26 protein-coding genes and 1 riboswitch are annotated in these 26,300 nt (G+C 60.3%); of the genes, 13 read left to right on the top strand and 13 right to left on the bottom strand.

What is annotated here, in order from left to right; genetic code table 11:
* Positions 1-63: 63 nt before the first annotated feature.
* Together ACTQ0H_RS05690 and ACTQ0H_RS05695 are read right to left on the bottom strand one after the other, a co-directional pair.
* Positions 64-960 carry a LysR family transcriptional regulator gene (locus ACTQ0H_RS05690; protein ID WP_441547899.1) on the bottom strand — a complete coding sequence of 299 codons (897 nt, stop codon included), beginning with the start codon at positions 958-960 and terminating at the stop codon, positions 64-66.
* Positions 961-970: 10 nt separating this feature from the next.
* Positions 971-1,879: an HAD-IIB family hydrolase gene (locus ACTQ0H_RS05695; protein WP_441547900.1), complete on the bottom strand. Its 909-nt coding sequence runs from the start codon at positions 1,877-1,879 to the stop codon at positions 971-973.
* A gap of 160 nt (positions 1,880-2,039) precedes the next feature.
* Positions 2,040-2,150, top strand: a riboswitch (TPP riboswitch).
* A gap of 51 nt (positions 2,151-2,201) precedes the next feature.
* Between ACTQ0H_RS05695 and thiM the strand changes: the two genes are divergently transcribed.
* Genes thiM through ACTQ0H_RS05710 form a run of 3 tightly spaced genes read left to right on the top strand, consistent with a single transcriptional unit; the run spans position 2,202 to position 4,078 of the window.
* Entirely contained in the window at positions 2,202-3,041 is an 840-nt protein-coding gene (thiM, locus tag ACTQ0H_RS05700) for a hydroxyethylthiazole kinase (RefSeq protein WP_370450622.1), read from the top strand.
* Positions 3,042-3,044: 3 nt separating this feature from the next.
* Positions 3,045-3,386, top strand: a complete 342-nt coding sequence (locus ACTQ0H_RS05705; RefSeq protein WP_427719764.1) for a thiamine-binding protein — start codon at positions 3,045-3,047, stop codon at positions 3,384-3,386.
* A complete protein-coding gene (locus ACTQ0H_RS05710) occupies positions 3,383-4,078 on the top strand; it encodes a thiamine phosphate synthase (protein ID WP_441547901.1) in 696 nt (231 codons plus the stop codon). The genes ACTQ0H_RS05705 and ACTQ0H_RS05710 overlap by 4 nt, the downstream gene beginning before the upstream one ends.
* A gap of 356 nt (positions 4,079-4,434) precedes the next feature.
* On the opposite strand, the gene ACTQ0H_RS05715 is transcribed toward ACTQ0H_RS05710, so the two are convergent.
* Positions 4,435-5,304 (bottom strand): patatin-like phospholipase family protein, encoded by an 870-nt coding sequence (locus tag ACTQ0H_RS05715; protein ID WP_427719865.1) that lies wholly within the window; start codon positions 5,302-5,304, stop codon positions 4,435-4,437.
* Positions 5,305-5,562: 258 nt separating this feature from the next.
* Here ACTQ0H_RS05715 and ACTQ0H_RS05720 point away from each other — a divergent pair, with 258 nt between their 5' ends.
* The 4 genes from ACTQ0H_RS05720 (at position 5,563) to ACTQ0H_RS05735 (ending at position 8,623) form a co-directional block, all read left to right on the top strand.
* On the top strand, positions 5,563-6,186 hold the full coding sequence (locus tag ACTQ0H_RS05720) for a flavodoxin family protein (protein ID WP_441547902.1): 624 nt from the start codon (positions 5,563-5,565) through the stop codon (positions 6,184-6,186).
* A 185-nt stretch (positions 6,187-6,371) separates the two neighbouring features.
* Positions 6,372-6,713: an arsenate reductase family protein gene (locus tag ACTQ0H_RS05725; protein WP_055252194.1), complete on the top strand. Its 342-nt coding sequence runs from the start codon at positions 6,372-6,374 to the stop codon at positions 6,711-6,713.
* 86 nt (positions 6,714-6,799) lie between these two features.
* Positions 6,800-7,930 (top strand): GTP-binding protein, encoded by a 1,131-nt coding sequence (locus ACTQ0H_RS05730; RefSeq protein ID WP_441547903.1) that lies wholly within the window; start codon positions 6,800-6,802, stop codon positions 7,928-7,930.
* A 93-nt stretch (positions 7,931-8,023) separates the two neighbouring features.
* Positions 8,024-8,623 (top strand): tRNA (cytidine(34)-2'-O)-methyltransferase, encoded by a 600-nt coding sequence (locus tag ACTQ0H_RS05735; protein WP_441547904.1) that lies wholly within the window; start codon positions 8,024-8,026, stop codon positions 8,621-8,623.
* Between the two features lie 112 nt (positions 8,624-8,735).
* On the opposite strand, the gene ACTQ0H_RS05740 is transcribed toward ACTQ0H_RS05735, so the two are convergent.
* The 3 genes from ACTQ0H_RS05740 to ACTQ0H_RS05750 form a co-directional block, all read right to left on the bottom strand.
* Positions 8,736-11,249: an excinuclease ABC subunit UvrA gene (locus ACTQ0H_RS05740; protein WP_441547905.1), complete on the bottom strand. Its 2,514-nt coding sequence runs from the start codon at positions 11,247-11,249 to the stop codon at positions 8,736-8,738.
* Positions 11,250-11,342: 93 nt separating this feature from the next.
* Positions 11,343-12,359: an AAA family ATPase gene (locus tag ACTQ0H_RS05745; RefSeq protein ID WP_441547906.1), complete on the bottom strand. Its 1,017-nt coding sequence runs from the start codon at positions 12,357-12,359 to the stop codon at positions 11,343-11,345.
* Between the two features lie 93 nt (positions 12,360-12,452).
* Positions 12,453-14,456 (bottom strand): GTP-binding protein, encoded by a 2,004-nt coding sequence (locus tag ACTQ0H_RS05750; RefSeq protein ID WP_441547907.1) that lies wholly within the window; start codon positions 14,454-14,456, stop codon positions 12,453-12,455.
* 245 nt (positions 14,457-14,701) lie between these two features.
* Here ACTQ0H_RS05750 and mscL point away from each other — a divergent pair, with 245 nt between their 5' ends.
* Positions 14,702-15,127 (top strand): large conductance mechanosensitive channel protein MscL, encoded by a 426-nt coding sequence (gene mscL / locus ACTQ0H_RS05755; protein WP_441547908.1) that lies wholly within the window; start codon positions 14,702-14,704, stop codon positions 15,125-15,127.
* A gap of 118 nt (positions 15,128-15,245) precedes the next feature.
* On the opposite strand, the gene ACTQ0H_RS05760 is transcribed toward mscL, so the two are convergent.
* A complete protein-coding gene (locus ACTQ0H_RS05760; RefSeq protein WP_154517003.1) occupies positions 15,246-15,734 on the bottom strand; it encodes an N-acetyltransferase in 489 nt (162 codons plus the stop codon).
* A 77-nt stretch (positions 15,735-15,811) separates the two neighbouring features.
* On the opposite strand from ACTQ0H_RS05760, the gene ACTQ0H_RS05765 reads away from it, so the two are divergent.
* The gene (locus tag ACTQ0H_RS05765) at positions 15,812-16,108 is read left to right on the top strand and encodes a hypothetical protein (RefSeq protein WP_427747514.1); all 297 of its coding nucleotides are present in this window, start codon (positions 15,812-15,814) and stop codon (positions 16,106-16,108) included.
* 48 nt (positions 16,109-16,156) lie between these two features.
* On the opposite strand, the gene ACTQ0H_RS05770 is transcribed toward ACTQ0H_RS05765, so the two are convergent.
* A complete protein-coding gene (locus ACTQ0H_RS05770) occupies positions 16,157-16,861 on the bottom strand; it encodes a class I SAM-dependent methyltransferase (RefSeq protein WP_441547909.1) in 705 nt (234 codons plus the stop codon).
* Between the two features lie 440 nt (positions 16,862-17,301).
* Here ACTQ0H_RS05770 and ACTQ0H_RS05775 point away from each other — a divergent pair, with 440 nt between their 5' ends.
* A complete protein-coding gene (locus ACTQ0H_RS05775) occupies positions 17,302-17,703 on the top strand; it encodes a hypothetical protein (protein WP_427728325.1) in 402 nt (133 codons plus the stop codon).
* Between the two features lie 129 nt (positions 17,704-17,832).
* Here the strand turns inward: ACTQ0H_RS05775 and ACTQ0H_RS05780 are convergent, their stop codons facing one another.
* Complete coding sequence (locus ACTQ0H_RS05780) at positions 17,833-18,648, bottom strand: putative RNA methyltransferase (protein ID WP_441048522.1); 816 nt, start codon at positions 18,646-18,648, stop codon at positions 17,833-17,835.
* 178 nt (positions 18,649-18,826) lie between these two features.
* On the opposite strand from ACTQ0H_RS05780, the gene ACTQ0H_RS05785 reads away from it, so the two are divergent.
* Entirely contained in the window at positions 18,827-20,209 is a 1,383-nt protein-coding gene (locus ACTQ0H_RS05785; RefSeq protein WP_441547910.1) for an MATE family efflux transporter, read from the top strand.
* A gap of 27 nt (positions 20,210-20,236) precedes the next feature.
* On the opposite strand, the gene ACTQ0H_RS05790 is transcribed toward ACTQ0H_RS05785, so the two are convergent.
* The gene (locus ACTQ0H_RS05790; RefSeq protein WP_441068590.1) at positions 20,237-21,103 is read right to left on the bottom strand and encodes a LysR family transcriptional regulator; all 867 of its coding nucleotides are present in this window, start codon (positions 21,101-21,103) and stop codon (positions 20,237-20,239) included.
* A 158-nt stretch (positions 21,104-21,261) separates the two neighbouring features.
* Here ACTQ0H_RS05790 and ACTQ0H_RS05795 point away from each other — a divergent pair, with 158 nt between their 5' ends.
* Positions 21,262-22,164, top strand: a complete 903-nt coding sequence (locus tag ACTQ0H_RS05795) for a DMT family transporter (protein WP_441547911.1) — start codon at positions 21,262-21,264, stop codon at positions 22,162-22,164.
* A gap of 88 nt (positions 22,165-22,252) precedes the next feature.
* Positions 22,253-22,978 (top strand): uracil-DNA glycosylase, encoded by a 726-nt coding sequence (locus ACTQ0H_RS05800; RefSeq protein ID WP_441547912.1) that lies wholly within the window; start codon positions 22,253-22,255, stop codon positions 22,976-22,978.
* A 50-nt stretch (positions 22,979-23,028) separates the two neighbouring features.
* On the opposite strand, the gene ACTQ0H_RS05805 is transcribed toward ACTQ0H_RS05800, so the two are convergent.
* From ACTQ0H_RS05805 to ACTQ0H_RS05815, 3 genes are all read right to left on the bottom strand, one after another.
* Positions 23,029-23,709 (bottom strand): SDR family NAD(P)-dependent oxidoreductase, encoded by a 681-nt coding sequence (locus ACTQ0H_RS05805; RefSeq protein ID WP_441547113.1) that lies wholly within the window; start codon positions 23,707-23,709, stop codon positions 23,029-23,031.
* A gap of 9 nt (positions 23,710-23,718) precedes the next feature.
* Positions 23,719-24,441, bottom strand: a complete 723-nt coding sequence (locus ACTQ0H_RS05810) for a VUT family protein (RefSeq protein WP_441547913.1) — start codon at positions 24,439-24,441, stop codon at positions 23,719-23,721.
* Positions 24,442-24,597: 156 nt separating this feature from the next.
* Positions 24,598-26,211, bottom strand: a complete 1,614-nt coding sequence (locus ACTQ0H_RS05815) for a peptide chain release factor 3 (RefSeq protein ID WP_427719358.1) — start codon at positions 26,209-26,211, stop codon at positions 24,598-24,600.
* Positions 26,212-26,300 lie beyond the last annotated feature (89 nt).

The following is a 26,300-nucleotide window of genomic DNA, read 5'->3' on the forward strand; positions in this document are numbered from 1 at the left end:
TTGCCATATAGTTTTCCTATAGCCATTTCGACAGCCCAAGACAGCAACATCAAACGCTACCGGTTAGATATGCCTCCGGATGGCCTCGACATAAGCCTGTCCATAGCGCGTGAGCGTCGTATTCTTGCGCGTGATAATGCCGATCTCCATGTATTCATCCACATCGAGCGGAATCGAGATAATACCGGGGCCATTAAGCTCGTGGCTAATCACGCCCGAACACACCGTGTAGCCGTTGAGACCCATGGCTAGGTTGAACAACGTCGCACGGTCGCGCACGCGGATATTCTTGCGGCGCTCAAACGTCGAGGTCAGTTCCTCGGAATAGTAAAACGAGTTGTAGCTGCCTTGCTCGTAGGATAGGAACGGATAGTCTTCCAAGTCCTCGAGCGTCACGCTGGCGTGGTCCGCCAGTGGATGGTCGGCGCATACAAAGACGTGCGGCGTGGCGCAGAAGAGTCCTTCGAATACGAGCTCGTTGGCCGCCAGCATGCGCTCGATAACCTCGCGGTTATGTTCGGATAAGTACAGAATGCCCAGTTCACTCTTCATGTGCGCGACATCTTCGATGATCTCGTGAGTCTGTTCCTCGCGCAGGGTAAAGTCGTAGCGCGCGGCATCGAACTCACGGATCACGTCGACAAACGCATTAACGGCAAAGGAATAATGCTGACAGCTCACACTAAAGTGCGGCACTTGCTCGGATGCGCCCTTGTACTTATCCTCGAGCAGATCGGCCTGATCGAGTACCTGGCGCGCGTAGCCCAAGAATGTCTCGCCTTCCTCGGACACAATGACGCCCTTGTTGGTGCGCTCAAAGATGTGCACACCCATCTCGTTTTCGAGATCGCGAATCGAGGCGGTAATCGAAGGCTGCGACACAAAGAGCCGGCGCGCGGCCTCGGTGATGCTGCCGCATTCGGCAACCTTAACAACATACCTGAGCTGCTGAAGCTTCATGACTTTCTCCCTAGACGTTCATGACGCCAAGACCCGTCGCGTCCATCTGGCGCATAAACGACGGCATCTCCCCCGTCGCGGCGCAGGCGGCAATCTGATGCAGAGCCCCGGCAACCGCATCGTCTGCCGCAGCGCCGATATGCCAACGCGCGGCAGCCGTGACGGCCTCATTGGCATTGGCGACTGCAACGGAGTTGGGAACGGCATTAATCATGGGCAGATCGTTATCGGAATCGCCGAACACCGCCACCTCGTCGGGCGTCAGGCCCAAAGCACGCGCCAGCTCCAGCGTGGCACAGCCCTTGTCCCAACCAGCCGGCAAGATATCGAAAAGGCGCACGCGGCCGTTGGGAAACACGAGCGAGAGTTCCGGCACCTCGGCGGCAACGCGCTCGCGTAGCTCCGCGAGCCCCTCACGCGAACGGGCACTCCAGATATTCGCCTTGAACACCGGCGCGTCACCGACAACGGGACGGCACGGGGCTTCTTCGCCTTTGAGCCACGCGTTGCCGCCCGACTCCATAGCGCGACGCACGCGCTCGGGGTCGCTCGTCACGCAATAGGCGTCATTGTCCCAAAAGTCATCACCCAAGCTGTAGACCTTCAGATAGGTATCATCGGTCTCTTGCTCCAAGTAGTCAGCCAAGCGAATAAGGGCGGCGTTATCGGTCGCATGCGAGGCTACCACCTCGCCGTCGACAAACATGACCTGGCCGTTGCAGAACGCACCGGTCGAGAAGCACTCGGAACGATTACGAAACATCCAGCCCATCGCGGAAGGCTGACGGCCCGAAACCGGGCCAAAGTGCAGGCCCGCCGCCTGCATGGCATGAATGCCCTCGATGGCGTAGTCGCTGGCGCCGTCATGCCCGGCTGGAATCAACGTATCGTCCATATCGGTCAGCACAAGTTTAATCATAAGGCCCCCAGTCATTTTCACCGTATCCATTGTAGCGACCTGCCAATAAGGGACAGGTTTATTTTGGCAGGTTTTATCTGGGAAAATGCAACGCCCCAGTTGCCACCTACCAAAATAAACCTGTCCCTTTTTGGCAGGTGCGCTAGTATAGGGAACAACAGATTCGATGCGGGAGTGCCGGCGGTGCAAACCACAAGGCTGAGAGGGCATGGGGCCCAATCCTTTGAACCTGTCAGTTAATGCTGGCGTAGGGAGCATGCCGCCTTTACAGGGGCGCTGTCTATGCACAGCGCCCCTTTTCTATGCCAAGGAGGCATGTGCAGTGATTGATTCGAAACAGCTTAAACAAAATGTGGTCAAGGCCGTGGAGGAGATTCGCGCCACCAACCCGATGGCCGGCTCCATCACCAACACGGTGACGATCGACTTTGTCGCCAACGCGCAGCTCGCCGTAGGCGGTTCGGCCGCCATGGTCTATCTGCCCGACGAGGGCGAGGCGCTCGTTGCCGGCGGCGGCGCCATCTATCTCAACATGGGCACACTCTTCCCCATCTACGAGCAGACGATTCCCCGTGCAGCCAAAGCGGCGCACGACGCCGGCAAACCCTGGGTGCTCGATCCGGTGGGCCTGGGCATCGGTAGCCTGCGCACCCAGCTGGTAAACGAGCTCAAGCAGTACAAGCCTGCCATCGTGCGCGGCAACGCCTCCGAGATCATCGCGCTCGCCGGCCTGTGGGGTCTTGAAGGCGAGGCGGCTGACCTGAGCCGCGTGCGCGGTGTCGATACTACCGATACGGTCGACGCCGCCCGCGGCGCTGCCGTGGCACTCGCCCGCTACACCGGCGGCGCCGTAGTGGTCTCGGGCGAAGTCGACTTGATTACCGACGGCACGACCGTGGCCAAGTCCCACGGCGGCAGCCCGCTCATGTCCAAGATTACCGGCTGTGGCTGCTCGCAGGGCGGCGTCCTGGCCGTGTACGCTTGCGCCGCCGATCCGTTTACGGCAGCCATCTGCGGTACCGCTGTCTACAACGTTGCCGGCACGCGTGCCGCCGCTGTCGCTGATGCCCCGGCAAGCTTTAAGGTCGCCTTTATCGACGAACTCTACCGCGCGACCGCTCAGGATATTGCGAATAACCACCTCGAGCTCGAGGAGGCATAAGCCATGTCCGAACCCGCAACCGCTGCCGACATGAACACGCTCGTCGCCGTAGCCATCGCCCCGTGCGGCACAGGCGACGAGCTGTCCGCCGAGGTCGCCGAGGTCGTGCGCGTCATTCGCGAGAGCGGCCTTCCCAACCGCACCACCTCGATGTTCACCGAGATCGAGGGCGACTGGGACGAGGTCATGCAGGTCGTACGCGATGCAACCTTTGTGTTGGCAAGTAAGGGCATCCGCACCGAAGTCGTGCTCAAAGCCGATATTCGACCCGGTTTTACCGACACCATGACCGGCAAACTCGAGCGCATGGAAGCGCAGATCAAAAAGCAGGAGGAAGCACGATGAGCATCCGCGACAACCTTGATATCTCGGCCTATCTGGTACTCGGCCCCGAAAACACGCTGGGACGTCCCGTGGGCGATGTGGTAGCGCAGGCGCTCGATGCCGGCTTTACCTGCATCCAGGTGCGCTCCAAGGTGGCAAGTGCCCGCGAGATCATCGCGCTGACGGGCGACGCCGCGCAGGCTATCGCTCGCGCCGGCAAGACCGGCAAGGTCGCCCTGCTTATCGACGACCGTCTGGACTGCGTACTCGCCGCACGCGAACAGGGTATCTCCGTCGACGGCGTGCATGTGGGCCAGAGCGATATTCCCGTCGAGGTCTGCCGCAAGCTTCTGGGCCCCGATGCCATCGTGGGCCTTTCGGCCCGTTGCGAGGAAATGCTCGAGTACGTCAAGACCGCCGACATGAGCCTAGTCGACTACCTGGGCATCGGCCCGCTCCACGAGACCGAGACCAAGCGCGACTGTGGACGCGCGGCAGATGGCTCCATCATCACCAAGAGCTTTGAGGACCTGGCCGCGCTCCATGAGGCAAGCCCCGTTCCCATCGTGGTCGGCGGCGGCGTCAAAAAAGCCGATCTGCCGCAGCTCAAGGCCACCGGCGTCGACGGCTTCTTTGTGGTGAGCGCCGTCTGCAGCGCTGACGACCCCCGTGTCGCAGCCAAGGAGCTTGTCGACACCTGGCAGCAGGCATAGGCATAGGCCGAGCAGCTGATTCGCAGCCTCATATCTTCAATAGCGCAAAGCGCATCCCAGTTTGGACCTCCATTCTGGGATGCGCTTTCCATATAGAGAGTCAGCGGGAAACTGTGTCCCAGTCTAGACGTAGATTCCGGGATGCACTTTCCGGAATCCGCCGTCTGGGAAACTGTATCCCGTTCTGGGCGCAAATTCTGGGACACGCTTTCCGAAATCCGCCCAACGGGAAACTGTGTCCCAAACTACGGCCGAAAAGTGGGGCACGCTTTCCCGAGCGGTCTCCATGGGAAACTATGCCCCATTTCGAAGGCTCATTCTGAGATGCACTTTCCGCCGAGTCAGCGACCGTGGCTCTACCCTGCCAGATACACCTCTAGTGCGGGCAACGTGGCCTCCGCATCACGCCGACCGACCTGGTAGATACGTTCGAGCTCCTCTGGCTCACGACACAGCGATGGCACCTTCACCGATTCGCTCGGACGCACCACAAAAACCTCGTCGCCGGCCTCGCGACGCGTCAGGTCATCGAGCGTGGCGTTATAAACCTCGTGCCGGTGCTCAAGCGCCGCGACAAACTCTGGATAGCGGCGAAATACGCGGCGCAGCATAGGCATCAAGCTATTGGGTTGTTTCACAAAGCCCGCCGGCTGCGTCAGCACCACGATGTTACGGTCATACCCCTGCGCAAACAGCCATGCGCTGGGAATAGAATCGGCCACACCGCCATCCAGATATCGATGTCCATCAATCCAGACGGGCTTGGTCGCCACGGGAATCGCCGACGATGCCCGAATCCACTCGATATCGCGCTCGTCGCCATACGGCAGATCGTGATAGACGGCCTTGCCCGTCTCGATATCGGTACACACGCACGTAAATCGCATGGGGCAGGCGCGATACGCCTCCAAGTCGATGGGATCGCGCTCGATAGGCACCTCGTGATAGGCAAAATCGGCATTGAACATATCGCCGGTTCGCAGCCAGCTGGTCACGCTCGCATAGCGCTTGTCGGCACAATAGGCTTTGTTGTAGCGAATGGCGCGGCCGATCTGGCGCGATTTAAAGTTGTAGCCAAACGCCGCGCCCGCCGAGACACCCACCATATGATCGCAGGTCAAACCGTGCTCCATCCAAACGTCGAGCACGCCCGCCGTATACATACCGCGGTAGCCGCCTCCCTCGAGCGCAAGCCCCACTGTGTGTGATGTCTCCGGCTGTGCCATGCAACCATCTCCGTTCCCATGCTTTTGAACTCAACAAGTATATCTGTCAACGTATGCCGTCAAAAACGTGTTTATAAGCATTTATCGAACGTTTCCCAATGCATTCCCCATGCCGTACCGCAATGCCCCTAGATGGCCTTAGGCATGAACGCCCTTAAGAACGTTGCGGGATAAACATCGCCCGCACCATGCCAACGTCATCGCACGCAACGTGAGATAATCCTCCGCAGAAGTCACCGACAGCAGAGGGAGTTTGTGATGAAGGTTCTTTTGGTCAATGGCAGTCCCAAGGCAAACGGCAACACCGCCCGCGCACTCGCCGAAGTCGCCGAGCAGCTCAATGCCGAAGGCATTGATACCGAGGTGTTTCAGCTGGGCGCCAAGCCCATTCGCGATTGTATCGGTTGCGGCCAGTGCGGCAAGCTTGGCGGTCGCTGCACCTTTGACGACGACGTGGTGAACGAGCTCATCGCTGCCGCTGAGCAGGCAGACGGCTTTGTCTTTGGCTCACCCGTCTACTATGCGCACCCCAGCGGACGCATCCTTTCGGCCCTCGATCGCGCCTTCTATGCGGGCGGGCACGCCTTTGCGCACAAGCCCGGCGCCGCGGTCGCTGTCGCCCGTCGCGGTGGCACGTCGACCACCTTCGATGTGCTCAACAAGTACTTCACCATCAACCAGATGCCCGTAGTCGCCTCCACGTACTGGAACAACGTCTTTGGTCGCGTGCCCGGCGACGCCGATGGGGATGCCGAGGGCCTTGCCACCATGCGCAACATCGGCAAGAACATGGCCTGGCTCCTGCAATGTATCGAAGCAGGACAGGCCGCCGGCATCAGCGCGCCCGAAGTCGATCGCGAGCGCACCAACTTCATTCGATAAGTCCAGCGGTGGTCACCTCGATGTTCTATCAATGTCAGCGAAAAGCCAGCTGATGAGGCAAGGTGCCTTGAAAGAGGAGGGCGCTGGGCTGTTGCCCGCGCCCGACGATTGAAAGGCAGATTGCCCATCAGATGGCTTTGCAGCGTCGAGGTGACCGCCGTTCGTTAGAACGGCGGAACAGATACATGAACGTGCAAATCTTCGGCACCAAAAAGTCCTTCGATACCAAGAAGGCCCAGCGCTATTTTAAGGAGCGCCGCATTAAGGTGCAGTTTATTGACCTTAAGGAAAAGGAGATGAGCAAAGGCGAGCTCACGAGCGTGATGCAGGCGGTCGGCGGCATCGACAAGCTGCTCAACCCCAAAGCCAAGGACGAGGAGACACTCGCACTTATCCAGCACCTCACTCCCAGCCAGCGCTTTGATAAGCTGCTCGAGAATCAGCAGGTACTGGCCGAGCCCATCGTGCGCAACGGCAAAAAGGCCACCGTCGGTTATTGCCCCGATGTATGGGGAGCCTGGGAGTAGCCTGTGTTATTTGCCGGCGCGTGGGTATAAGAGCAGGCGTTTGGCATAAGATTCAGCTGTAAGCCATATCTAACAAAGGAGGGCACATGCCCAACAAGCCCGTGAAGATCATCATGCTTACCGGATACCTCGGTGCCGGCAAGACCACGCTGCTCAACCATATCCTCGCCAACGACGGCGGTATCCGCGCCGCCGTGATCGTCAACGATATCGGCGAGATCAACGTCGACGCCAGCCTTATCGCCGACGGTGGCCTTTCCGAGACCGACGACCTCATCCCGCTCACCAACGGCTGCATCTGCTGCACGCTTTCGGACGACCTGGCCAACCAGCTGCAGGGCATTGCCGATTCGGGCAAGTTCGACTACATCATCATCGAGGCCTCCGGTATTTGCGAGCCTATCCCCATCGCCTACACCATCTCGAGCTTCTGCGACGAGGCCAAAGTGGGCGGCGAACCCAAGCTCGCGCTCGACAACATCGTTGCCGTGGTCGACTGCGCCCGCATGTACGACGAGTTCAACGGCGGTCGCGACCTGCTGGCCGAGGATATCGACGAGGACGACATCGAGAGCCTGCTCATCCAGCAGATCGAGTTTTGCTCCACGCTGATCCTCAACAAGACCGATACCGTGAGCCCTGAGCAGATCGCCGAGCTCAAGGCCATCGTGCGCAGTCTGCAGAAGGACGCCGTGATTGTCGAGGCTCAAAACGGCGAGGTCCCCATGGAGGAGCTGCTCGATACCGATCGCTTCGACTTTATGCGCGCCTACAACTCCGCCGCCTGGATCGAGGCCATGGAGCATCCCGAGGAGCACGACGACCCCGAGGTGCTCGAGTACGACATCGAGACCTTTGTGTACTCGCGCCGTAAGCCGTTTGACCTGCAGAAGTTCACCGATTTTGTTGAGCAGGAGTGGCCCGACGAGGTCATTCGCGTCAAGGGTCCGCTGTGGCAGACCGGCGATCCGGACATGTGCTACATGTTCGAGCAGGCCGGACGCCATATGCGCCTGATGGAGAACGGCTTGTTCGTTGACTCGGCGCCCGAGGGCGAAAAGCAGAAGATCATCGACGAGAACCCCGAGATCATGCAGATTTGGGACGACGAGACGGGCGACCGCATGACGAGCCTGTGCATCATTGGCCGTCACATGGACAAGGATGCGCTCATCGCCGCCCTCGATGCCTGCCTGACCGACTGGCACCGCGCTTAGGTTATCCAAGTGGGCGTTTTCCGCCCACGTAACCGCCAAACCACCACGAAGGTACCCTTCGTGGTGGTTTTTCGTTCTATGCCAAGGAGATTCATGTTCAATATCGTGCTGTATGCGCCCGAGATTCCGGCCAATACGGGTAATATCGGCCGTACCTGCGTGGTCACCGGCGCCCGCCTGCATCTGGTGGAGCCACTGGGCTTTTCGCTCGACGACAAAACGGTGCGTCGCGCCGGCCTGGGCTACTGGCAAAACTTGGACGTGACGACCTATGCCAGCTGGGAGGATTTCCTTGCGCGCAATGACCTCTCCCCCGCCGACGACCGCTTGCATCTGCTGACCAAAAAGGCACGCCGAACCTATGCGCAAAGCACTTACCGTGACGGCGACTATTTGGTCTTTGGCAGCGAGAGCTCGGGCATTCCCGAGGAGCTGCTCGCCGCGGCGCCCGAGCGCTGCGAGCGCATCCCCATGCTGCGCGATTGCGATTCGCTTGGCAACGCCGAGGCATGGGAAGCCCACGAGGAATCACTCGGACATACCGAGGACGGCCATGAGGCCATCCTTCGGCAGGATATCTGCGGCAACTTCGTCAATCCGGACGACTACCGCATCAGCGCACTCAACCTCTCCAACAGCGCCGCCATCGTCCTCTACGAAGCCCTGCGCCAGACAGGCTTTGCCGGCATGTAGCAAACCTGCCATTTGGAGACGGGGTAGAAATGGTAGATTTTCAAACCCTCTAACCCTTGAGAAATTGGTTTTGGCATCAAAGCGACAAAGGGCTGCCCCTTTGTCGCTTTGCCTATAGGTAGCGGCCGGTAATGCTCTTGGAGCAAGCAGCGATATCCGCCGGAGTGCCGGCGCAGACGACTTGCCCGCCCGCATCGCCACCGCCCGGCCCCATGTCGATCACATAATCGGCATTGCGGATAAGGTCGAGATCGTGCTCGATCACGATAACCGTGGCGCCCTTGGCGACGAGGCCGTCAAACACGTTCAGCAGCACCTGAACATCGAGCGGATGCAGGCCGATCGTGGGCTCGTCGAATACGAATACGGCATCGTCCTGCACGCGGCCCATCTCGCTCGCAAGCTTTAAACGCTGCGCCTCGCCGCCCGAAAGCGCCGGCGTGGGCTCACCGAGTGTAAGATAGCCCAAGCCCAGGTCGTGCAAGGTCAGCAAGCGCGCCTGAACCTTCTTGAGCCCCACCGTGGCGTCGAGAGCCTCGTCCACGCTCATGTCCATGAGCTGCGGCAACGTAAGCTTGCTCCCGTCCTTGCCCTCGCGATGGATATGCGAAGCCGCGTCTGCATAACGCGAGCCTCGACATGCTGGGCAGATGATCTCGACGTCGGGCAAAAATTGCACGTCGAGCGATATCGAGCCCGTGCCGTCACACGTAGGGCAGCGCAAGGCGCCAGTGTTGTAGCTAAAGGCACCCGCTTTGTAGCCGGCTGCCTTGGCCTCGGGCGTACGGGCGAAAGCGCGACGCAGCTCATCATGGATGTCGGCATAGGTCGCTACCGTCGAGCGCACGTTGGCGCCGATAGGTGTAGCGTCAATCAGGTTTGCGTGTGCGATGCCCTCGGCGTCGACCCAGCGCACATGGCTTGGCAGGCGCTCGCCAGCTGCCTGGGCCTTAAGCGCCGGGATGAGTGTCTCGAGCACCAACGTCGTCTTACCCGAACCCGAAACGCCCGTCACCGCGACAAGGCGACCGCGCGGTATATCGACTTCGAGCGGTTTGACGGTATGGATGGCATCGGTTGCCATGCGGATGTGGCCCTGATCGAACAGTTCGTCGTCAGTCACCTGCGGGCGCATACGCTTGGGGTCTGCGCGCAAAAACGGGGCGATGCGGCTGCCCTGCGATTGTTCGACCTCGTCCACCGTGCCAGCGGCAATCACATTACCGCCGCCTGCTCCGGCAACGGGGCCCATCTCGACCAGATAGTCGGCTTCCACCAGCACACGTGTATCGTGGTCGACAACAACCACGGTGTTGCCGTCATCAACCAGATCGCGCATCACGCCTACCAGACCATCAACATTGGCAGGATGCAAGCCAATCGAAGGCTCGTCCAACACATAGAGCACGCCCGTCGATCGGTTGCGCACCACGCGGGCGAGCTGCACGCGCTGACGCTCGCCCGTGGAGAGCGTGGCGCCGGCGCGATCGAGCGAAAGATAGTCGAGACCCAGATCGACCAGGCGACGGGCCGCGCTCAAAAACGAATCGCAGATATCCGCCGCCATGGGCCGCATCTCGGCCGGCAAGGATGCGGGCACCCCGCGCACCCACTCAATCGCCTCGCCCAGCGTCATGGCCGCGGCCTGCGCCAGATTGATACCGCGCATCTGGGGCTGGCGCGCAGCCTCGGAGAGGCGCGTGCCGCCACAGTCACGACATGGCCCCTCGCGCAAAAAGCGCGCCACGCGTTTTAAGCCCTTATCGTCTTTGACCTTGGCGAGCGCGTTCTCGACGGTATAGACGGCATTGTAATAGGTAAAGTCGAGCGGCGTGGCGCCCTCGCCGTTTTTGGGAACGTAGAGAATGTGCTTCTTAACCGCCGGACCGTGAAACACACTGTCGCGCTCTTGAGGCGTGAGCTGGTTAAACGGCACGTCGGTGCGCACACCCATCTCGCCTGCCACCTGCTTCATCAGATCCCACATGAGCGTGCCCCAAGGAAGCACCGCGCCTTCGTTGATGGTCTTGGACTCGTCGGGCACCAGGCTCGCCTCGTCCACCTCGCGCATGACACCGGTGCCGCCGCAGGTGGGACACGCGCCGCCGCTGTTAAAGGCAAGGTCCTCGGCACCCGGCGCGTAGAACTCACGGCCGCACTCGGGGCACGTGAGCGACAGGCCCGCGGCCACGTTAAGGCTCGGCTCCACGCGCGCCCCGCAGTGCGGGCACACGTGATGGGCGCAACGGCTAAAGAGCAGACGCAGGCTATTGTTGAGCTCGGTCATGGTACCAAAGGTCGAGCGCACACCCGGCACGCTGGGGCGCTGATGCAATGCGAGCGCCGCCGGTACGTGCAGCACCTCGTCCACCTGGGCATGTTCGGCCTGCGTCAGACGACGGCGAGTATAGGTGCTAAGCGCCTCCAGGTAGCGACGCGAGCCCTCGGCGTAAAGAACGCCCAGTGCCAGCGAACTCTTGCCCGAACCCGATACGCCAGCAATACCCACGAGCTTTCTCAGCGGAATATCGATATCGATGTCCTTGAGGTTGTGCACACGCGCGCCACGTACCTCTATAGCCTGCGGGCTCATCTTCTGTTCCGTCACCTTTATCACCCTACTCATGCCATAAAACGCGGTCGCGGATGCACTCGCCCAGCATGGGCACGGTAAACCGGACGAGACCGTATCCGGCAGCCTCGATGACGCGCTCGCGAATCAGGCTTGCGCGATATTTGCTCGCTCAGCTTTGGGTGGGTCGCAGCGCTCAATGATGGCCGCCATGCGCGTCGGCTTGCCCCCATCAGCCGCCATGACCTCGGTAAAGAGGCGCTGCGGACTGCGCAACCCGTAATACAAGGGAGCGTCCACTGCTTCATAGAACTCGGAGATGGCATCCGCGTAGCCAGCCTCGACATCGCACACTTCAATGACCCGCGAGTCACGCCGGACAGCAGACCTCCACATGTAATATCCCACCAGCTGAACCATATAGGGATGCCCCATGCTCTTGTGCGCCGCAAGGTCCGCCGTCTCCGCATCAACGAAAAGACCAGTGCCTTTGACCGTCTGGATATATGAATCGCGCACTTTGGGCAAAGAAATCGCACCCAGCGTACGCTGCTGGGCGCGGCGCAAAAACGTTACGATCGGCTCTTCGAGCAAGTCATCAACCATGCTGGGCAAGCCGGCAAAAACCAGCGCAAGACCGTGCTGGTCGCTATCGGGCAAGCCCGTAGCATCCTGGTCTCCGAGCACCTGCTGATAGAGAACGGCCAGCGCCGCCAGCTCCTCGATAGATGCCGATTGGGCCTCGTCAATCGCAAACAGTAAGCCCTTTCCCGGCCCGAGTTTCTTGAGGCGTTCGTTGACTAACCCGCGCAACGTCTCGCCTTTTGCCCGCGCCGCCTCGACCGACATCCGGCCAAGTGACGGCCCGAACTCCATTGACGTCGCAACCGACATATTCGAGCGAAGCGCATCGGCCAGGCGGTCGCATAGGCCAAGCGAGGCGGAATCAGAGACAACCGCCCATCCGCGCTCGCTAGCTAAACGCTGCAGCTCCCGCAAGAGAACCGTTTTGCCATAGCCGCGGTTTCCCGTAATGAGCATGAGCCTGCCCGGAGCTCCGGCGCCGTTATCGAGCCCTTCCTCGAAATCTTCGATGACCGACTCGCGGCCGATGAGTATCGGAGGCCGCTTGCCAGCCGTGGGCTTAAAGGGATTTGGATTCATGTCGGCCTCCTCGGATTGGCAAACCCTGGTAACAGTTATACCAACTTATACCGAGTTATACCAACAGGATGCGACAAAGAGACTGACCCTCCATCACCTATGGCCGAAAAACTCGACGTCCGCCGCTCGCCAGGGGCGGAAGGTGGCGGGATCGACCTTTACGTGCGCCGCGGCGGGCACGTCGTACCATTTGACCGTGTAGCCGGCGCCGTGAGAGCAAAAGACCGAGTCGGGCGTGTTGGGTAGATCGGCCTCGGGCTCATAGGCGGCCGTCTCGATGACGCGCTCGGCATCATGGCATGCCGCATAACCGGCGAACTCCAGGTACAGATGCCCGCGACCGCTCGTGTAGGCGGCCACCTCCAGCGCATAATCCTGCGCCTCGGATGCCGGCACGCGACCCACAAGCTTCGCCCGTTCGCCCGCCATCGTCGGCGGCTCGTACTCGGCACCCATGCGCGTGGCGTCTGACAACGCCCTGCCCACACACTCCCCCGGCACCTCGAGCTCAAAGCGATACCACGGCTCCAACAGCACCGCCGCGCCGGCCTCACGCGCCTGCATGAGCCCCTGGCGAATCGCGCGGTACGTGGCCTGGCGAAAGTCGCCGCCCTCGGTGTGTTTGGCATGCGCACGGCCACCTGTGAGCGTAATGCGCACATCGGTGATAGGCGAGCCGGTCAGCACGCCCAGGTGATCGCGCTCCATGGCGTTGGTGAGCGCCAGACGCTGCCAGTTAAGATCGAGCTCGTCGGTCGAAGTCACGGTGCCAAACTGCACGCCCGAACCCGCCGGCAACGGCTCTAGGCGCAGATGCACCTCGGCATAGTGGCGCAGCGGCTCAAAGTGGCCCACGCCCTCGACCGGCTGCGAAATGGTCTCCTTATAGAGAATGCCGCCGGGCTCAAACGAAATCGAAAGGCCAAAGCGATCGGCCAACACCCGCTGCACGACCTCGAGTTGCACGGCGCCCATCAGCTGCAGGTGAATCTGCTCCAGATGAGTATTCCAGCTTACGCCGAGCATGGGATCTTCGTCCGCCAACTCAGTCAGCGCTTTAAACACCGCATGGACATCGTGTTCACCCGGAAGCACCGTATAGGTGAGGACCGGAGCGATGACGGGCGCATCACACACGGGCTCCGCACCCAAGGCGTCCCCTGGGCGAACGTGCGCAAGACCCGTCACGGCACAAATACCGCCAGCAGCAACTTCTTGGGCAAGCTCATACTTTTCGCCGTTATAGATGCGCACCTGATCTACCTTCTGCTCCCATACCTCGGCACCGGAACGTCCGCTGATCATCTGTTTTGCACACAGCGTGCCGCCGGTCACTTTAACCCATGCCAAACGCTCGCCGCGATCCCCGCGGCTGACACGATAGACGCGCGCGGCAAACTCCGGAATCCATATCTGTTCGCGCATCAGCGCGCATATGCCATCCAGCAGCTCGCTCACGCCCTGGTCCTTGAGCGCCGAGCCGGCAAAGCAGGGAAAGAGCTTGCGCTCGGCAACCATGCGCGACAGCGTTGCGACGGAAAGCTCACCTGCCTCAAGAAACTCCTCGAGCGCCGCCTCGTCCAACGCTGCAGCGTCCTCCTGAACGGCGCCGCCCTCCAGCAGTTCGTTGGCATCCAGGCAGCCTTCGGAAAGACGCCGCCCAAGTTGTGCCAGCAAAACATCGCGGCCGGGATTCTCCAAATCGATTTTGTTGATATAGATGAACGTCGGAATGTCATAGCGTGCAAGCAGGCGCCACAGGGTTTCGGTGTGCCCCTGCACGCCGTCGTTGGCGCCCACAACTAAAATCGCGTAGTCGAGTGCGCGCAGCGTGCGCTCCGCCTCGGCAGAAAAATCGACATGCCCCGGTGCATCCACGAGCATGACGCGGGTATCACCGTGGTCGAGCACGGCCTGCGACGAGAAAATCGTAATGCCGCGCTCGCGCTCGATCGCGTTAGTGTCCAGATGCGAATCGCCATCGTCCACGCGGCCGCGCTTACGAATGCGACCCGCATTGAACAGCATGGCCTCGGCCAGCGTGGTCTTGCCAGCATCGACATGCGCCAAGATTCCAACGACCGCTTGCTTCGACATGGCTCTCCTCTTATTGCAAGCCCGTCGCACGCGGAAACGGGCGCTCTCATTCCACACTGGATGATACAATTTACGGGCCGGCGGGCGAAGCGGGCCCTATCCCCCGACCGAGCTCATCGCCCCGCGTTGCCGTGCGGCGATTTTCGTAGGTTCGCGCCTTGCGAAAGCCGGCACCTCCCCTTTTTGCCTGCCCGAGCTCATCCGGGGCGGCAACAACGCGAACCCCACAACAGCGAGGAGTCACCATGAAGACATTGCTCAACGAGTTCAAGGAATTCATCAATCGCGGCAACGTGATGGACATGGCCGTCGGCGTGATTATCGGCGGCGCATTCACCGCCATCGTGACCTCACTTACCGATAACATCATCAACCCGCTTATCTCCGTGATTGCCGGCGGTAGCGCTACCGAGATCTCGGGGCTGGTGGTGCCGGGCACTAATATCGACTTTGGCGCCTTTATCGGCTCGTGCATCAATTTTTTGATTGTGGCGGCAATCGTCTTTGCCATCGTCAAGGCATTCAACAAGGCGCAGGAAATCGGCGACAGGCTCGCCGGTGCCACCGCCGAGGAAGCCGCACCGGCGCCCGTCTGTCCGTATTGCCTGGAAGAGGTGCACGAAGGCGCGACCAAGTGTTGGCACTGCGGAAGCGAGCTGCCCCGAGCGTAGGTGCCTTAGAGCCGACAGCGAGCGACATCTACCACCTTGCAAAACAGCGCAGCGATCAAAAATGGCCCCACCCGGGGCCATTTTCGCTTACATGGAGCGTAGATACGCGCCCCCGCTCTTATGCCTCGCGCAGCCAGTCAAACGCAACACGCGGCGTGCCGTCCGACACATATACGACGCCGGCACGCTCAAACCCCGCTTTAATACTCGCGCCCTGCATGGGCAGGTTGTCCCGATGCGTATCGATACGCAGATGGTCGGCACGCTCTTTGGCAAAGGCGAACATCGCAGCCGCGATACCGTGCACGGTGCCGTCGGACGCCACACGGTGCAGCACGGCGTACGGAGTGTCGCTGCGCCATTGCCCGTCCTCAATTACGTCATAGCACTCGTCCGGGCCCGGTAAAAAGGCAAACGTCGCCACCACGCGGCCGTCGACTTCGAACACATAGCTACCACCGGCGGCGATATCGGCAGCCAGCTGCTCGGCAGAAGGCGTGCCCTCGGGCCACTGCGTGGCGTTGCCATGCGCGCGCATAAAGGCACGGGCCGCGTCATAGATAGCCATGACGGCGGGAATGTCGGTATCGAGGGTTTTTCTGATCATCACGCGGCGACCTCACGTTTATTGGTATCACTTTGATTGAGCAATGATACCAGCGTTTGAAGAGGGACGAGAAGCAGATGGGAAGCAAAAAGCGAGCCGCCTGGTCAAAGGCCAAAAGCGAGTTTTTGGGCGCTGCCACCGGTGGCGCTATGAGCGACCTGTTTGCGCGCGAGGACGAGCGCCGCGACGCCCTGAACGCCGAGCGCGATGAAGCCTGGCGCTACAAGTCGTGCGAGCGCAAAAACCGTTACGACACACGCGCCGAGGCCGAGGCCGTTATGGCCGACTGCGAAAACCGCGGGCGGCGTGGTTTGGCCTGCTACAAATGCGAATACTGCGGCGGCTGGCACCTGACGTCGCACCCTTGGAAATAGACCCCGCATCGGCACGACACTGACGGAGCGCCAACCATCGCACGCAAGCTACGGGCGCGGCGGCACCAAAACATCGTAACGAACGGCCTTGCCCGCAAGTTGATAGCTCGGCTTAACGCCGGCAAGCAACGGCCCCTTCACCGGCCGCTTGATAACGACCTTGCGCGGGCGCACCGCAAGCGCAGCTTCGACCAGCGTCTCCTCATCGGCACACGGCTGTTCCAGATGATGCAAGAGTTGGAACTTCTTTTTAACCGCCGCGCTCTTTGTGCGCTCGGGAAACATGGGGTCCAGATACACCACGTCGGGAGCGGTGAGCTCGCCCTGCCCGATCAACTCAGTTATATGGTGAAGGCCGGCAATGCTGTCCTCGCCCGCATGTAAGCGCATGCGGGCCACGGCAGTCGCAAGCGCCGGATTATCTGCCGCGCGATCCAAGGCATCCTTGAGGAGCGCCGCGATCACGCAATCCTGCTCATACAGATCGACGGTAAAGCCCGCAGCCGCCAGCAGCAGCGAATCCTCGCCAAAGCCTGCCGTGGCATCAATCGCCCATGGGCACTCGACGCCTTTTGCGCGCGCAGCCTTTACCAACAGCTCTTGCTGCAGACGGCCCTGTTTGAGCCGTGGCAGCATGCGGCCAAAATCGGCACGCAACTCCATCGTGCCGTCGGTGAGCGTGAGGCCCGCGGACTTCCCGATCAGCTCAAGCCCCGCGGCCCGAGCAACAGAAAAGGGATCGACGACGCCCATGGGTACTCCTTAACAAGCAAAATGAATACGTGAGCGCCGTTTATGCCAGCACCCAACCGTCCGCTATTGTCCCACATGCGACATGGCCCACAGCATCCCAATGCAAAGCACCGCCATCAATCCCGTGCACACGGCAGCGATCACAGAATCGCCCATGCGCCTTCCCAACGACCGCGGCTCATGCACTCGCCCTGCTCCGTACATCATGGCTCCTCCTTAAGAACAGCTCCTTGTTACGGTCTCATCATCGCAGCGCCGCACATGAGCTGCCATCGATTTGGCTTACGTCCAGCTTTCCTTTTTGAAAGGTCGAATTGGGCTGCGCGGGCTCAAAGCGCTTTCAGGCGCACGCATCGCTGCGTTGAACTACAATGTGCTTCACCATATGTGCAGCACATGGGCTACGCCAGATCGGCGTACTCGTATCGAAAGGACCAGCCATGAGCTCCGCTCGCAAGACTCTCAAAATCCTTGCCCTCATCTACTTTGTTTTGGGCATCGCCAGCCTCGTCATCGCCGGCATCGGTATCGCCAGGGGCAGCCTCGATTCCACGTACGGGTCGAACGCCATGCTCGCCGCGGTCGTGCTTGTCGTCAAGGGCATTGTCGATCTTTCCGCAGGTGTTGCGGGCATCAAGGGCGCCAACAAGCCCTCGCAGGTGGATAGCGCGTTTAAGCTCGGCATCGTTGCCGCAATCGCCACGATTGCGCAGGCCGTGCTCACGCTTCCCGCACTCGGCGGCAGCGCCGTCAATATCGGTGCCTTTGTCATCGTGGTCTACGACCTGTTCTTTGTTCAGCAGGCGCACGCCGTTAAGGCCGAGAACAAGGACCGCCTGTAGGCACTCGCTTCTCATAACCCCTGCAGCCAAGCAACTAACATGGGCCGATCGCGCAGTAACGCGGTCGGCCCTTTACATTTGCCCAGATAAAACCTGCCAAAATAAACCTGTCCCTTTTTGGCAGGTTGGTTAGCTGTGGTGGTACTCGGCAATGATGAAGTCGATGTCGGTTTTAAGGGTGTCCAGGTTTGCCAGGCGCTCTTTGTCGGTAGGGCGTGTGCGGTAGTAGTACGGCGTCATCTGGAACACCGCCTCGATGTCGGCCTGGGTCTGGAGCGTAATATTCGCGGACACCCGCTGTGTGCCGACCAGTTTAAGCTCCATCGTCTTCGGAAGCTTTTCGTCGTTGAGGTACGGCGTGTCGTAGAGCACCTCCTTGAGCCCAAAGAGATGACGGGCACCCGGCACCACGGTGTAGAGCGAACCCTCCGGCGCCAACACGCGGGCAAACTCGCGCTCGTTAAAGGGAGCAAAGAGCTCGGTCACCATATCGAAGGCACCATCGGCCACTGGGATGTCTTTCATGTTGGCCACAAAATAGGTCGCATCGCCGCGCTTGGCGGCCAGGCGTACCATTTCTTTGCCCAGGTCAAAGCCATAAGCGTCCACGCCCGGCACCGCGCCCATGGCGCTGGTGTAGTAACCCTCACCGCAGCAAATATCGAGCAGCGTCATGGGACCGCCTGTAGACGCAGCACGCCCAGAAACCCGTTTGCGCACCAGCTCGACCATTGCATCGCGCAGCGGCGCATAGTAGCCACGGTTCAAAAAGTCACGACGGCTGCGTGCCTGCGACTTGGGATCGCCCATGGAGTCGCCGCTCTTGGACGAACGTAGCAGATATAGATAACCCTCGCGCGCACGGTCAAACCGGTGTCCGCCCGCGCATGCAGCACCGCGCTCGTCGTCCACCAACGGCTCATGGCAAACGGGGCACAACAACATGGCAACTCCTTAGCGCGAACAACACAACGTATACCATTGTCGCACGCCTTCCCCACCTAGTCATTGGGGACGTTCTTGAATGACTAGTCGTTTAAGAACGCCCCCAATGACTAGGTGATTAGGAGTATCATCGTCTGCGCAAATAAGCACGAAATAGCACGTTAGAGATTGAGAGCGTATGGCTGATACCGCATCTAAGCACATCGACATGACCACCGGCTCACTGTGGCGCAATATCCCCCTGTTCGCCTTGCCCGTGGCCGCCACGAGCATCTTGGAGCAGCTGTCAAACCTCATCGCCACGGTCATTATCGGTAACTTCTCGGGCGACCAGGGAACCCTCGCCATGGCGGCAGTCGGCTCCAATGTTCCGCTTACCAGCCTTATGCTCAACCTGTTTATTGGCATGTCGCTTGGCTCCAACGTGGTCATCGCCAACGCTATCGGCCGCAACGATCAGAATATGGTCAAACGCGCCGTCCATACCTCGATTTTAATGGCGCTCGTGGGCTTTGTCGTCATCGCTCTGGGCGAGATCTTTGCCGAGCCCATGCTCGCCGCGCTCAACGTTCCCGCCGAGACCATGCCGCTCGCTTCGCTCTATCTACGCGTCTTTTTGCTCAGCATGCCCTCAATCTTGCTCTACAACTTTGAGGCCGCGATCTTCCGCTCCGTCGGCATCACCCGCATGCCGCTGCAAGCGCTTGCCGTGTCCACCGTCCTCAACATTGGCCTGGACCTCATCTTTGTCCCCGTACTCCACTGGGGCGTCGCGGGTGTCGCCATCGCCACCGTCATCGCCTACACCGTCAGCGCCGCTACACTCTTTATCCGCCTGCTCAAGACCGACTCCGTCGTCCGCGTCACCCCGCGCGACCTTGCTATCGACCCCGTCGCCCTCAAGCGCATCGTCAAGATCGGCCTGCCCGCCGGCATCCAAAGCGCCGTCTTTGCCGTCGCCAACATCATCATCCAGTCCGCCATCAACAGCCTGGGCACCGAGGTCATGGCGGCCTCGAGCGCCGCCATGAGCCTGGAGTACGTGTGCTACAACCTGCTCAACAGCTTTAGCCAGGCTTGCACCACCTTTGTGGGGCAAAACCACGGTGCCCGCCAGATCGACCGCTGCACTAAGACCCTTAAGGTCTGCCTGGTCGAAGGCGGTATCGTCGCGCTCACCACGATTATTGTTATTGTCGGCCTGGGGCGCGAGATCTTGTCGTTGTTCAACAGCGATCCCAACATCGTCTCGATCGGCTATATCCGCGTGTGCTCGATCTTCCCTGCGTATGCCTTTAGCATGTTCTACGAGAACATGTCCGGCTACCTGCGCGGCTTTGGTATCTCGCTCATACCCGCCCTTATCACCATGATCTGCGTCTGCGGCATCCGCTTCTATTGGGTATTCTGCGTGTTCCCGCACTTCCGCACCTTTGCGAACATCATGATGGTCTACCCCATCAGCCTGGGCACCACGGCGTTCTTTATGGTCGTGGCGGTACTACTCTGCCACCCGGCACGCACCTATCGCGCCACCCAAGCCAAAGCGACAGCCTGCTAAACACCGCACTCAACGTCACGCCAGTCATTAATTGACAATATGCGAGCTCATATAGTCGATAAAGCGCCTCGTGGCGATAGGCATGGTGTCCCAGCTGCGCCAGGCCGCCACTACGTCGCGCGAGGGGGCGTGCACGATGGGACGTACGCGAATATCGGCCTGCATGCCCTCAACGGTACGGCGATACAGCATGCTCACGCCCAGACCCTCCTCCACCATCGCCATGATGGTGTAGTCGTCGGTCACCTCGCTCGTCACGTGCGGCGACAGCCCATGCGCCGCGAATGCATCGAGCACCAGGCTCTGTTCGCCCTCATCCAGCAGCACAAACGGCTCGGAAGCCAGGTCGGCGAGCGTCACTTTTTCCTTTGCCGCCAGCGGATGCGCGACAGGCAACAGTGCCACCAACTCGTCGTGATAGACCACGCGCTTCTCGAGCCCTGCGGTAAACCCACGTGCCGTAAAGCAAAAATCCACTACGCCGTCGTGCACCCATTGGGCGTTGCGCGTGTAGTCGCCCTGCTTGAGGGTAAAGCGTACGCCCGGGTGCAGCGCCCCAAAGTCGCGGATCACGCGCGGTAACACGGTTCGACTCACGTTGGTAAACGTCGCGATGCGAATATCGGACGACGAAAGCCCCAGCAGCTCCTGGCGCTTGCCCTCGAGCTCAGCCTCGGCAGTCACAATCTGGCGCAGATACGGCAGATATTGTTTACCGTCGCGCGTAAGCGAAACGCCCTGCTTACCGCGCTCGATAAGCGTGGTACCCAGCTCGCGCTCGAGTGCCTTGACGGCCTGGCTCACCGCACTTTGCGTATAGCCCAGCTCGTCCGCCGCGCCCTTAAGGCTGCCGCAATCGACCACCATACAAACAATCTGATACCGCGACGCCATCGTGCCTCCACAACAATGCAGCCGTAAAACGTTTTGCCAGTGCTTTTCCTAATGACATTAGCATTTCTTAATCATACTGAAGATACATTCGCTTTACTACATCCAAATCTGGGAGCAGAATCCTTGTTACGAAACCGTTCTGCAACAAAAGGAGTCCCATGGATCGCAAAAAAGCAATCGCGCTCTCATTTTCCGTTCCCGTCGCATGGGGCTTTTCGTATCCCCTCATGAAGATCGGCATGGACAGCATGAACGCCACGAGTATCGTCGCGCTACGCTGCATCATCGCTTTTGTGGCCTGCCTGCTGCTCTTCCACAAGCGCGCGTTGCGCATTAACCGCGACCTTATGGTCCGTGCCGCCATCATCGGCGCCATCATGGCAACCGAGCTCACCTGCATATGCCTGGGCTCCAGCCTCACCTCTGCCTCCACTGCCGGCTTTTTGCAGAGCCTGACGGTCGTGATCGTGCCGTTTGCCAACGCCGCCCTTCTGCACCGCGCCCCCGAGCGCAAAGTGCTCGTCGGCACCGCCATCGTCACCTGCGGTATGTTGCTGCTCTCGGGCGCCGACTTCACCAGCCTGAACCCGGGCGCGCTCATCATGCTGCTCTCCGCCTTTGTCTATGCCGGCCACATTATCGTGGCCAAGCGCTTTGTCGAAGAAGTCGATCCGCTTGCTCTGGGCGTTTGGCAGCTGGGCTTCGGCGGCTTATTCTCGGGCATCGCCGCATTCACCTTTGGCGGTTTCACACTCCCCGGCACGCCGGGCGAGGTCGTGGTCGTCGTCGCACTCGCACTCATCTGCTCTGCCTACGGCTTTATCACCCAGACGCTCGTGCAGCCCCACGTGCCCGCCGAGACCACCGGCTTTGCCTTCTCGCTCGAGCCAGTCTGCTCCGCCGTCTTTTCGTTCTTCCTAGTCGGCGAGGTCCTGAGCCCCATCGCCTTCCTGGGTGCAGCTCTCATCCTCACCGGCGTCATGGCGGCAACCGTCGAGCTTCCGCACCTCCGCGCACATGGACGCGCTCATATGGCAGGAGTGCCCGAGCACGTCTCGTAGACCCCGCTCTTCATACAGCCGCGGCATAAAGGCAACCGGTGCGCCTTTACAATAGATGCCAACATAGCATTTGCCATAAAGGAGCTCCATGGACACCGCAACTCGTGACCGCAACATAGCAACTTGGTTGGGCGATGCTCCGCAGCCGGTACGTGACACTACGGACCAGCTGCTCGAGCGCATCGCCCTTTTACGTGCCGAGCAGACCATCTACCCGGCACAAGACGACATCCTCAATGCCCTCGCCTACACGCCGGCCGACCAGGTCAAAGTTGTCATCTTGGGCCAAGACCCCTATCACGGACCCAACCAGGCCATGGGGTTATCGTTCTCGGTCCCCGCGACGCAAACCAAGTTGCCGCCAAGCCTGCGCAACATCTATAAGGAACTCAAAGCCGATCTGAGTTGTCCCATTCCCGCCACGGGAGATCTGACGCCATGGGCACAACAGGGCGTCCTGCTCCTCAACACTACGCTTACCGTGCGCGAGCATGCCGCGAACTCACACGCCAAGCTGGGCTGGAGTACGCTCACCGACTACGTTATCGAACGCTGCTGCCAGCTACCCCAACCGGTAGTCTTTTTGGCATGGGGCCGCTTTGCCCAGCAGATGGTGGAGGGCAAGCTCACCGCAATCGACGCGGGCAAAACAACCGGCAAGTTCTGCCTTGCCTCCACGCACCCCTCGCCGCTTTCGGCCAACCGTGCCACGGCAGAACTCCCCGCTTTTATGGGGTCGCGACCCTTCTCGGCAGCCAATCGGCTACTCGAACAGCACGGCTCGACCCCCGTCAACTGGACTTGTCTCGGCTAAAAATCGATACATCAAAAATACGCCCGACGGCTTTCCATCGGGCGCGTTTCCTATTCGGGCCAAATAAATTGTGTGCGGCCGGCCTCGCCACCATCAATGAGCAGGCTCTGCCCGGTCATAAACCGGTTGGTCACGCCCACAAAGTAGATCCACTCGGCGATCTCTTGGGCGGTTGCCCAGCGTTTAAGCGGTGTAAGCTCCATAATCTGGTTCCACAGGTGTTCGTCTTCCATCACGCAACGGTTGAGCGGCGTGATAACGCCACCCGGGTCCACACTGTTGGCGATGGCCTGCGGTGCCAGGCGGTTTGCAAGGTTCTTGGTGTAGGCGATAACGCCGCCCTTGCTGGCAGCATAGGCGGGAAACTCCGATCCCGTATGCCCGCTCGCCGACCCCACATTGACCACGGATTTGATGGCGGGCGCCGGCTTGGCGACAAGCCCCTCCCCCACAAAAGCGTAGCGCTCGGTCACGTTGATGGTGCCACGCAGGTTGGCGGCGATATCGTCGACCGAATCCTGCGTACCCGCAACGTTCACGATCACTTGGGGTTCAAGGTCGCCTGGAAACGAGTCAGGCTCGCGTACATCAACGACCAGATGGCGGTAGCGTTCGTGTTCGATCGCCGCCGGCAGCAGATCAAAGCCCACGACCTCGTGGCCCTCGTCCAAAAAGCGCCGCACGCACGCGGCTCCGATACCGCCCGAAGCGCCCGTAATCAAAACCCGCATACTTGCTCCTTAGGCGGTTGCGTGACGCTTGAGGTACTCGGCGCCCACATTCTCACGCTCCCAGCCGCGCACGACCTTGTAGCCCACGGGGCTCAGGAAGACCTCGCACAGCAGCTCGGCGACAGCGCCGGTCAGCGAGCACATAAGGACCTGCACCCAGGTCCAACCAAAGAAAGTGTGGCTCACCACAATGGCAAAGACCAGGTTGTCGATAAACTGGCCAACACCCGTGGACACATAGGAGCGGAAGGCGAAGCTCGCAAAGTTATTCTTTTTGAGCATACGGCCGAGCGACTGGTTGAGCGTGGAGTTAACCACGGCAGAAGCGAGCATTGCCAGCGAAGAGCCCAGCACCACGTACCAGGTGCCGCCGATGGTGGCGTTAAGGGCGGTGTTGACCTCGATCATGCCCGTGTCGTAGTAGGCGCCCCACATACCGGGTGTGAGCGAGCACGCCCAAAAGCACAGGCTCACGGCAAGGTTGACCGCCAGTGCGAGGATAGAGATTTTGATGGATGCCTTGGCGCCAAAGCGCTTGCAGATCATGTCCTGGCACAAAAACGAGACCCAGCTCACCACAAAGCCGCAATCGAGTGCCAGATACGGCAGGCTGATGAGCTCTTTGTTGGCCAGCAGGTTCATCATGATAACGCTCACGAAAAACAGCGAAACCGTTGCCGCGGGAATGCTCCGCAACAGGACCTTGTAGTCCTCCATGACCTTCTTGATCATTATGTACTCCTTTGGTTTTAGGTTTAACGAGCAGGATATCGGACCCGAACTGCTCGGACGCCCCGGTCTTGAGGCGACGGTGGGCATGATAGCCGCTCACGCGGCATCAGGCAAGCAGGCAGCGCGGCAGCCCCGCAGGGCCACCGCGCCGATGCGTTAAAAGACTACATTGCCAAACTCCGACAGGATAAGGTCGGGGTTGTGGTCGGTTGCCCAATCCACGTTCCACGGGCTCGTAAACAGCAACAGCTTGCCACCGCGCATGTCCTCGACGCGCAGCGTGTCGCGCGTGAGCGAAAGGCCCGGGATATCGATGGTGTCGGGGTCGTTCTGGATCCAGCGAATGTCCGTATAGGGCAGCGGCTGGCGACGAACCTCAACACGGTACTCGGCCTTGAGGCGGCGCTCGAGTACCTCAAACTGTAGCACGCCGACCACGCCCACGATGACGCTCTCCATGCCGGCACCCAGCTCGCGGAAGATCTGGATGGCGCCCTCCTGGGCAAGCTCCTCCATGCCCTTGACGAACTGCTTGCGCTTGAGCGTGTCGACCTGCGTAATGCGAGCGAACATCTCGGGAGCAAACGTCGGAATCTGTGGATACTGCACGTGGCGCTTGCCGGAGCACACGGTGTCGCCGACGCTAAAGATACCCGGGTCGAACAGGCCCACGATATCGCCCGCGTACGCCTCGTCCACGATGGCGCGGTCGTCGGCCATCATCGACGTGCCCGTGGCAAGCTTAAGCTTGCGGTTGCCCTGCACGTGGAAGGCATCCATGCCGCGCTCGAACTTACCCGAGCAAATGCGCACAAAGGCGATGCGGTCGCGGTGGTTCTTGTCCATGTTGGCCTGGATCTTAAACACAAAGCCGCTAAAGTCGTCGCGGCAGGGATCGACCGGTTCACTGGTAAGCGTATCGGTATAGGCACGCGGCGTCGGGGCCAGACGCAGGAACTCCTTAAGGAAGGGTTCCACGCCAAAGTTGGTAAGCGCCGAGCCAAAGAACGCCGGGCTCAGCTTACCGCAGGCCACGGCATCCAAGTCGAGCTCGTCGCCGGCGCCATCGAGCAGCTCGATGTCGTCCATCAGGTTCTTATGGTTCTCCTCGCCGATGAGCTCATCCATGGAAGAATCGCCCAGCTCGGCCTCGACCTCGGCGACCTTCTTGGTGGCGTTGGCGTGACCGTCGCCCTCAAAGGCAATGACGCGACGGGTCTGACGATCGAACACGCCGCGGAAATTGCGGCCGCTGCCAATCGGCCAGTTCATGGGATACGTATTGATGCCCAGGACATTCTCGATCTCTTCCATGAGCTCAAACGGATCGCGAGCCTCGTGGTCGAGCTTGTTCACAAAGGTGAAGATGGGAATGTGGCGCAGCGTACAGACCTTAAAGAGCTTCTTGGTCTGGGCCTCGACGCCCTTGGCGCCGTCGATGACCATGACTGCGGCGTCAGCGGCCATAAGGGTACGGTAGGTATCCTCCGAAAAGTCCTGGTGACCGGGGGTATCGAGGATGTTGACGCAGGCGCCGTTGTAAGTGAACTGCAGCACCGAGGAGGTGACGGAAATGCCGCGCTCCTTCTCGATGTCCATCCAGTCCGAGACGGCATGCTTGGCCGAGCTCTTGCCCTTGACCGAGCCGGCGGTCTGGATGCTGCCGGTATAGAGCAGCAGCTTCTCGGTAAGCGTGGTCTTACCGGCATCCGGGTGGCTGATGATCGCGAATGTGCGGCGCGACGAGATTTCATCCGACAGGCTTGCCATGCGGATCCTTTCTTGCATTGAGTGCATTACGTCGTTGTAGCCGTACTATTGTAGCCGCGAAATTCCGCTCTAGGGCGCCTATCAGGACA

Source organism: Collinsella sp. LCP21S3_A3 (assembly GCF_052118905.1).
Taxonomy (GTDB): domain Bacteria; phylum Actinomycetota; class Coriobacteriia; order Coriobacteriales; family Coriobacteriaceae; genus Collinsella.

What these genes read in the sequence shown, in the direction of transcription:
- ACTQ0H_RS05715 (WP_427719865.1), bottom strand. Translation starts at nt 5,304, where the DNA reads ATGGCACAGCCGGAGACATCACACACAGTGGGGCTTGCGCTCGAGGGA.
- ACTQ0H_RS05740 (WP_441547905.1), bottom strand. Translation starts at nt 11,249, where the DNA reads ATGAGTAGGGTGATAAAGGTGACGGAACAGAAGATGAGCCCGCAGGCT.
- ACTQ0H_RS05790 (WP_441068590.1), bottom strand. Translation starts at nt 21,103, where the DNA reads ATGGCGTCGCGGTATCAGATTGTTTGTATGGTGGTCGATTGCGGCAGC.
- ACTQ0H_RS05780 (WP_441048522.1), bottom strand. Translation starts at nt 18,648, where the DNA reads ATGTTGTTGTGCCCCGTTTGCCATGAGCCGTTGGTGGACGACGAGCGC.
- ACTQ0H_RS05750 (WP_441547907.1), bottom strand. Translation starts at nt 14,456, where the DNA reads ATGTCGAAGCAAGCGGTCGTTGGAATCTTGGCGCATGTCGATGCTGGC.
- ACTQ0H_RS05725 (WP_055252194.1), top strand. Translation starts at nt 6,372, where the DNA reads ATGAACGTGCAAATCTTCGGCACCAAAAAGTCCTTCGATACCAAGAAG.
- ACTQ0H_RS05760 (WP_154517003.1), bottom strand. Translation starts at nt 15,734, where the DNA reads ATGATCAGAAAAACCCTCGATACCGACATTCCCGCCGTCATGGCTATC.
- ACTQ0H_RS05800 (WP_441547912.1), top strand. Translation starts at nt 22,253, where the DNA reads ATGGACACCGCAACTCGTGACCGCAACATAGCAACTTGGTTGGGCGAT.
- ACTQ0H_RS05810 (WP_441547913.1), bottom strand. Translation starts at nt 24,441, where the DNA reads ATGATCAAGAAGGTCATGGAGGACTACAAGGTCCTGTTGCGGAGCATT.
- ACTQ0H_RS05690 (WP_441547899.1), bottom strand. Translation starts at nt 960, where the DNA reads ATGAAGCTTCAGCAGCTCAGGTATGTTGTTAAGGTTGCCGAATGCGGC.
- ACTQ0H_RS05710 (WP_441547901.1), top strand. Translation starts at nt 3,383, where the DNA reads ATGAGCATCCGCGACAACCTTGATATCTCGGCCTATCTGGTACTCGGC.
- ACTQ0H_RS05745 (WP_441547906.1), bottom strand. Translation starts at nt 12,359, where the DNA reads ATGAATCCAAATCCCTTTAAGCCCACGGCTGGCAAGCGGCCTCCGATA.
- ACTQ0H_RS05815 (WP_427719358.1), bottom strand. Translation starts at nt 26,211, where the DNA reads ATGGCAAGCCTGTCGGATGAAATCTCGTCGCGCCGCACATTCGCGATC.
- ACTQ0H_RS05765 (WP_427747514.1), top strand. Translation starts at nt 15,812, where the DNA reads ATGGGAAGCAAAAAGCGAGCCGCCTGGTCAAAGGCCAAAAGCGAGTTT.
- ACTQ0H_RS05695 (WP_441547900.1), bottom strand. Translation starts at nt 1,879, where the DNA reads ATGATTAAACTTGTGCTGACCGATATGGACGATACGTTGATTCCAGCC.
- ACTQ0H_RS05735 (WP_441547904.1), top strand. Translation starts at nt 8,024, where the DNA reads ATGTTCAATATCGTGCTGTATGCGCCCGAGATTCCGGCCAATACGGGT.
- ACTQ0H_RS05785 (WP_441547910.1), top strand. Translation starts at nt 18,827, where the DNA reads ATGGCTGATACCGCATCTAAGCACATCGACATGACCACCGGCTCACTG.
- ACTQ0H_RS05720 (WP_441547902.1), top strand. Translation starts at nt 5,563, where the DNA reads ATGAAGGTTCTTTTGGTCAATGGCAGTCCCAAGGCAAACGGCAACACC.
- ACTQ0H_RS05705 (WP_427719764.1), top strand. Translation starts at nt 3,045, where the DNA reads ATGTCCGAACCCGCAACCGCTGCCGACATGAACACGCTCGTCGCCGTA.
- ACTQ0H_RS05730 (WP_441547903.1), top strand. Translation starts at nt 6,800, where the DNA reads ATGCCCAACAAGCCCGTGAAGATCATCATGCTTACCGGATACCTCGGT.
- ACTQ0H_RS05805 (WP_441547113.1), bottom strand. Translation starts at nt 23,709, where the DNA reads ATGCGGGTTTTGATTACGGGCGCTTCGGGCGGTATCGGAGCCGCGTGC.
- mscL (WP_441547908.1), top strand. Translation starts at nt 14,702, where the DNA reads ATGAAGACATTGCTCAACGAGTTCAAGGAATTCATCAATCGCGGCAAC.
- ACTQ0H_RS05770 (WP_441547909.1), bottom strand. Translation starts at nt 16,861, where the DNA reads ATGGGCGTCGTCGATCCCTTTTCTGTTGCTCGGGCCGCGGGGCTTGAG.
- ACTQ0H_RS05775 (WP_427728325.1), top strand. Translation starts at nt 17,302, where the DNA reads ATGAGCTCCGCTCGCAAGACTCTCAAAATCCTTGCCCTCATCTACTTT.
- ACTQ0H_RS05795 (WP_441547911.1), top strand. Translation starts at nt 21,262, where the DNA reads ATGGATCGCAAAAAAGCAATCGCGCTCTCATTTTCCGTTCCCGTCGCA.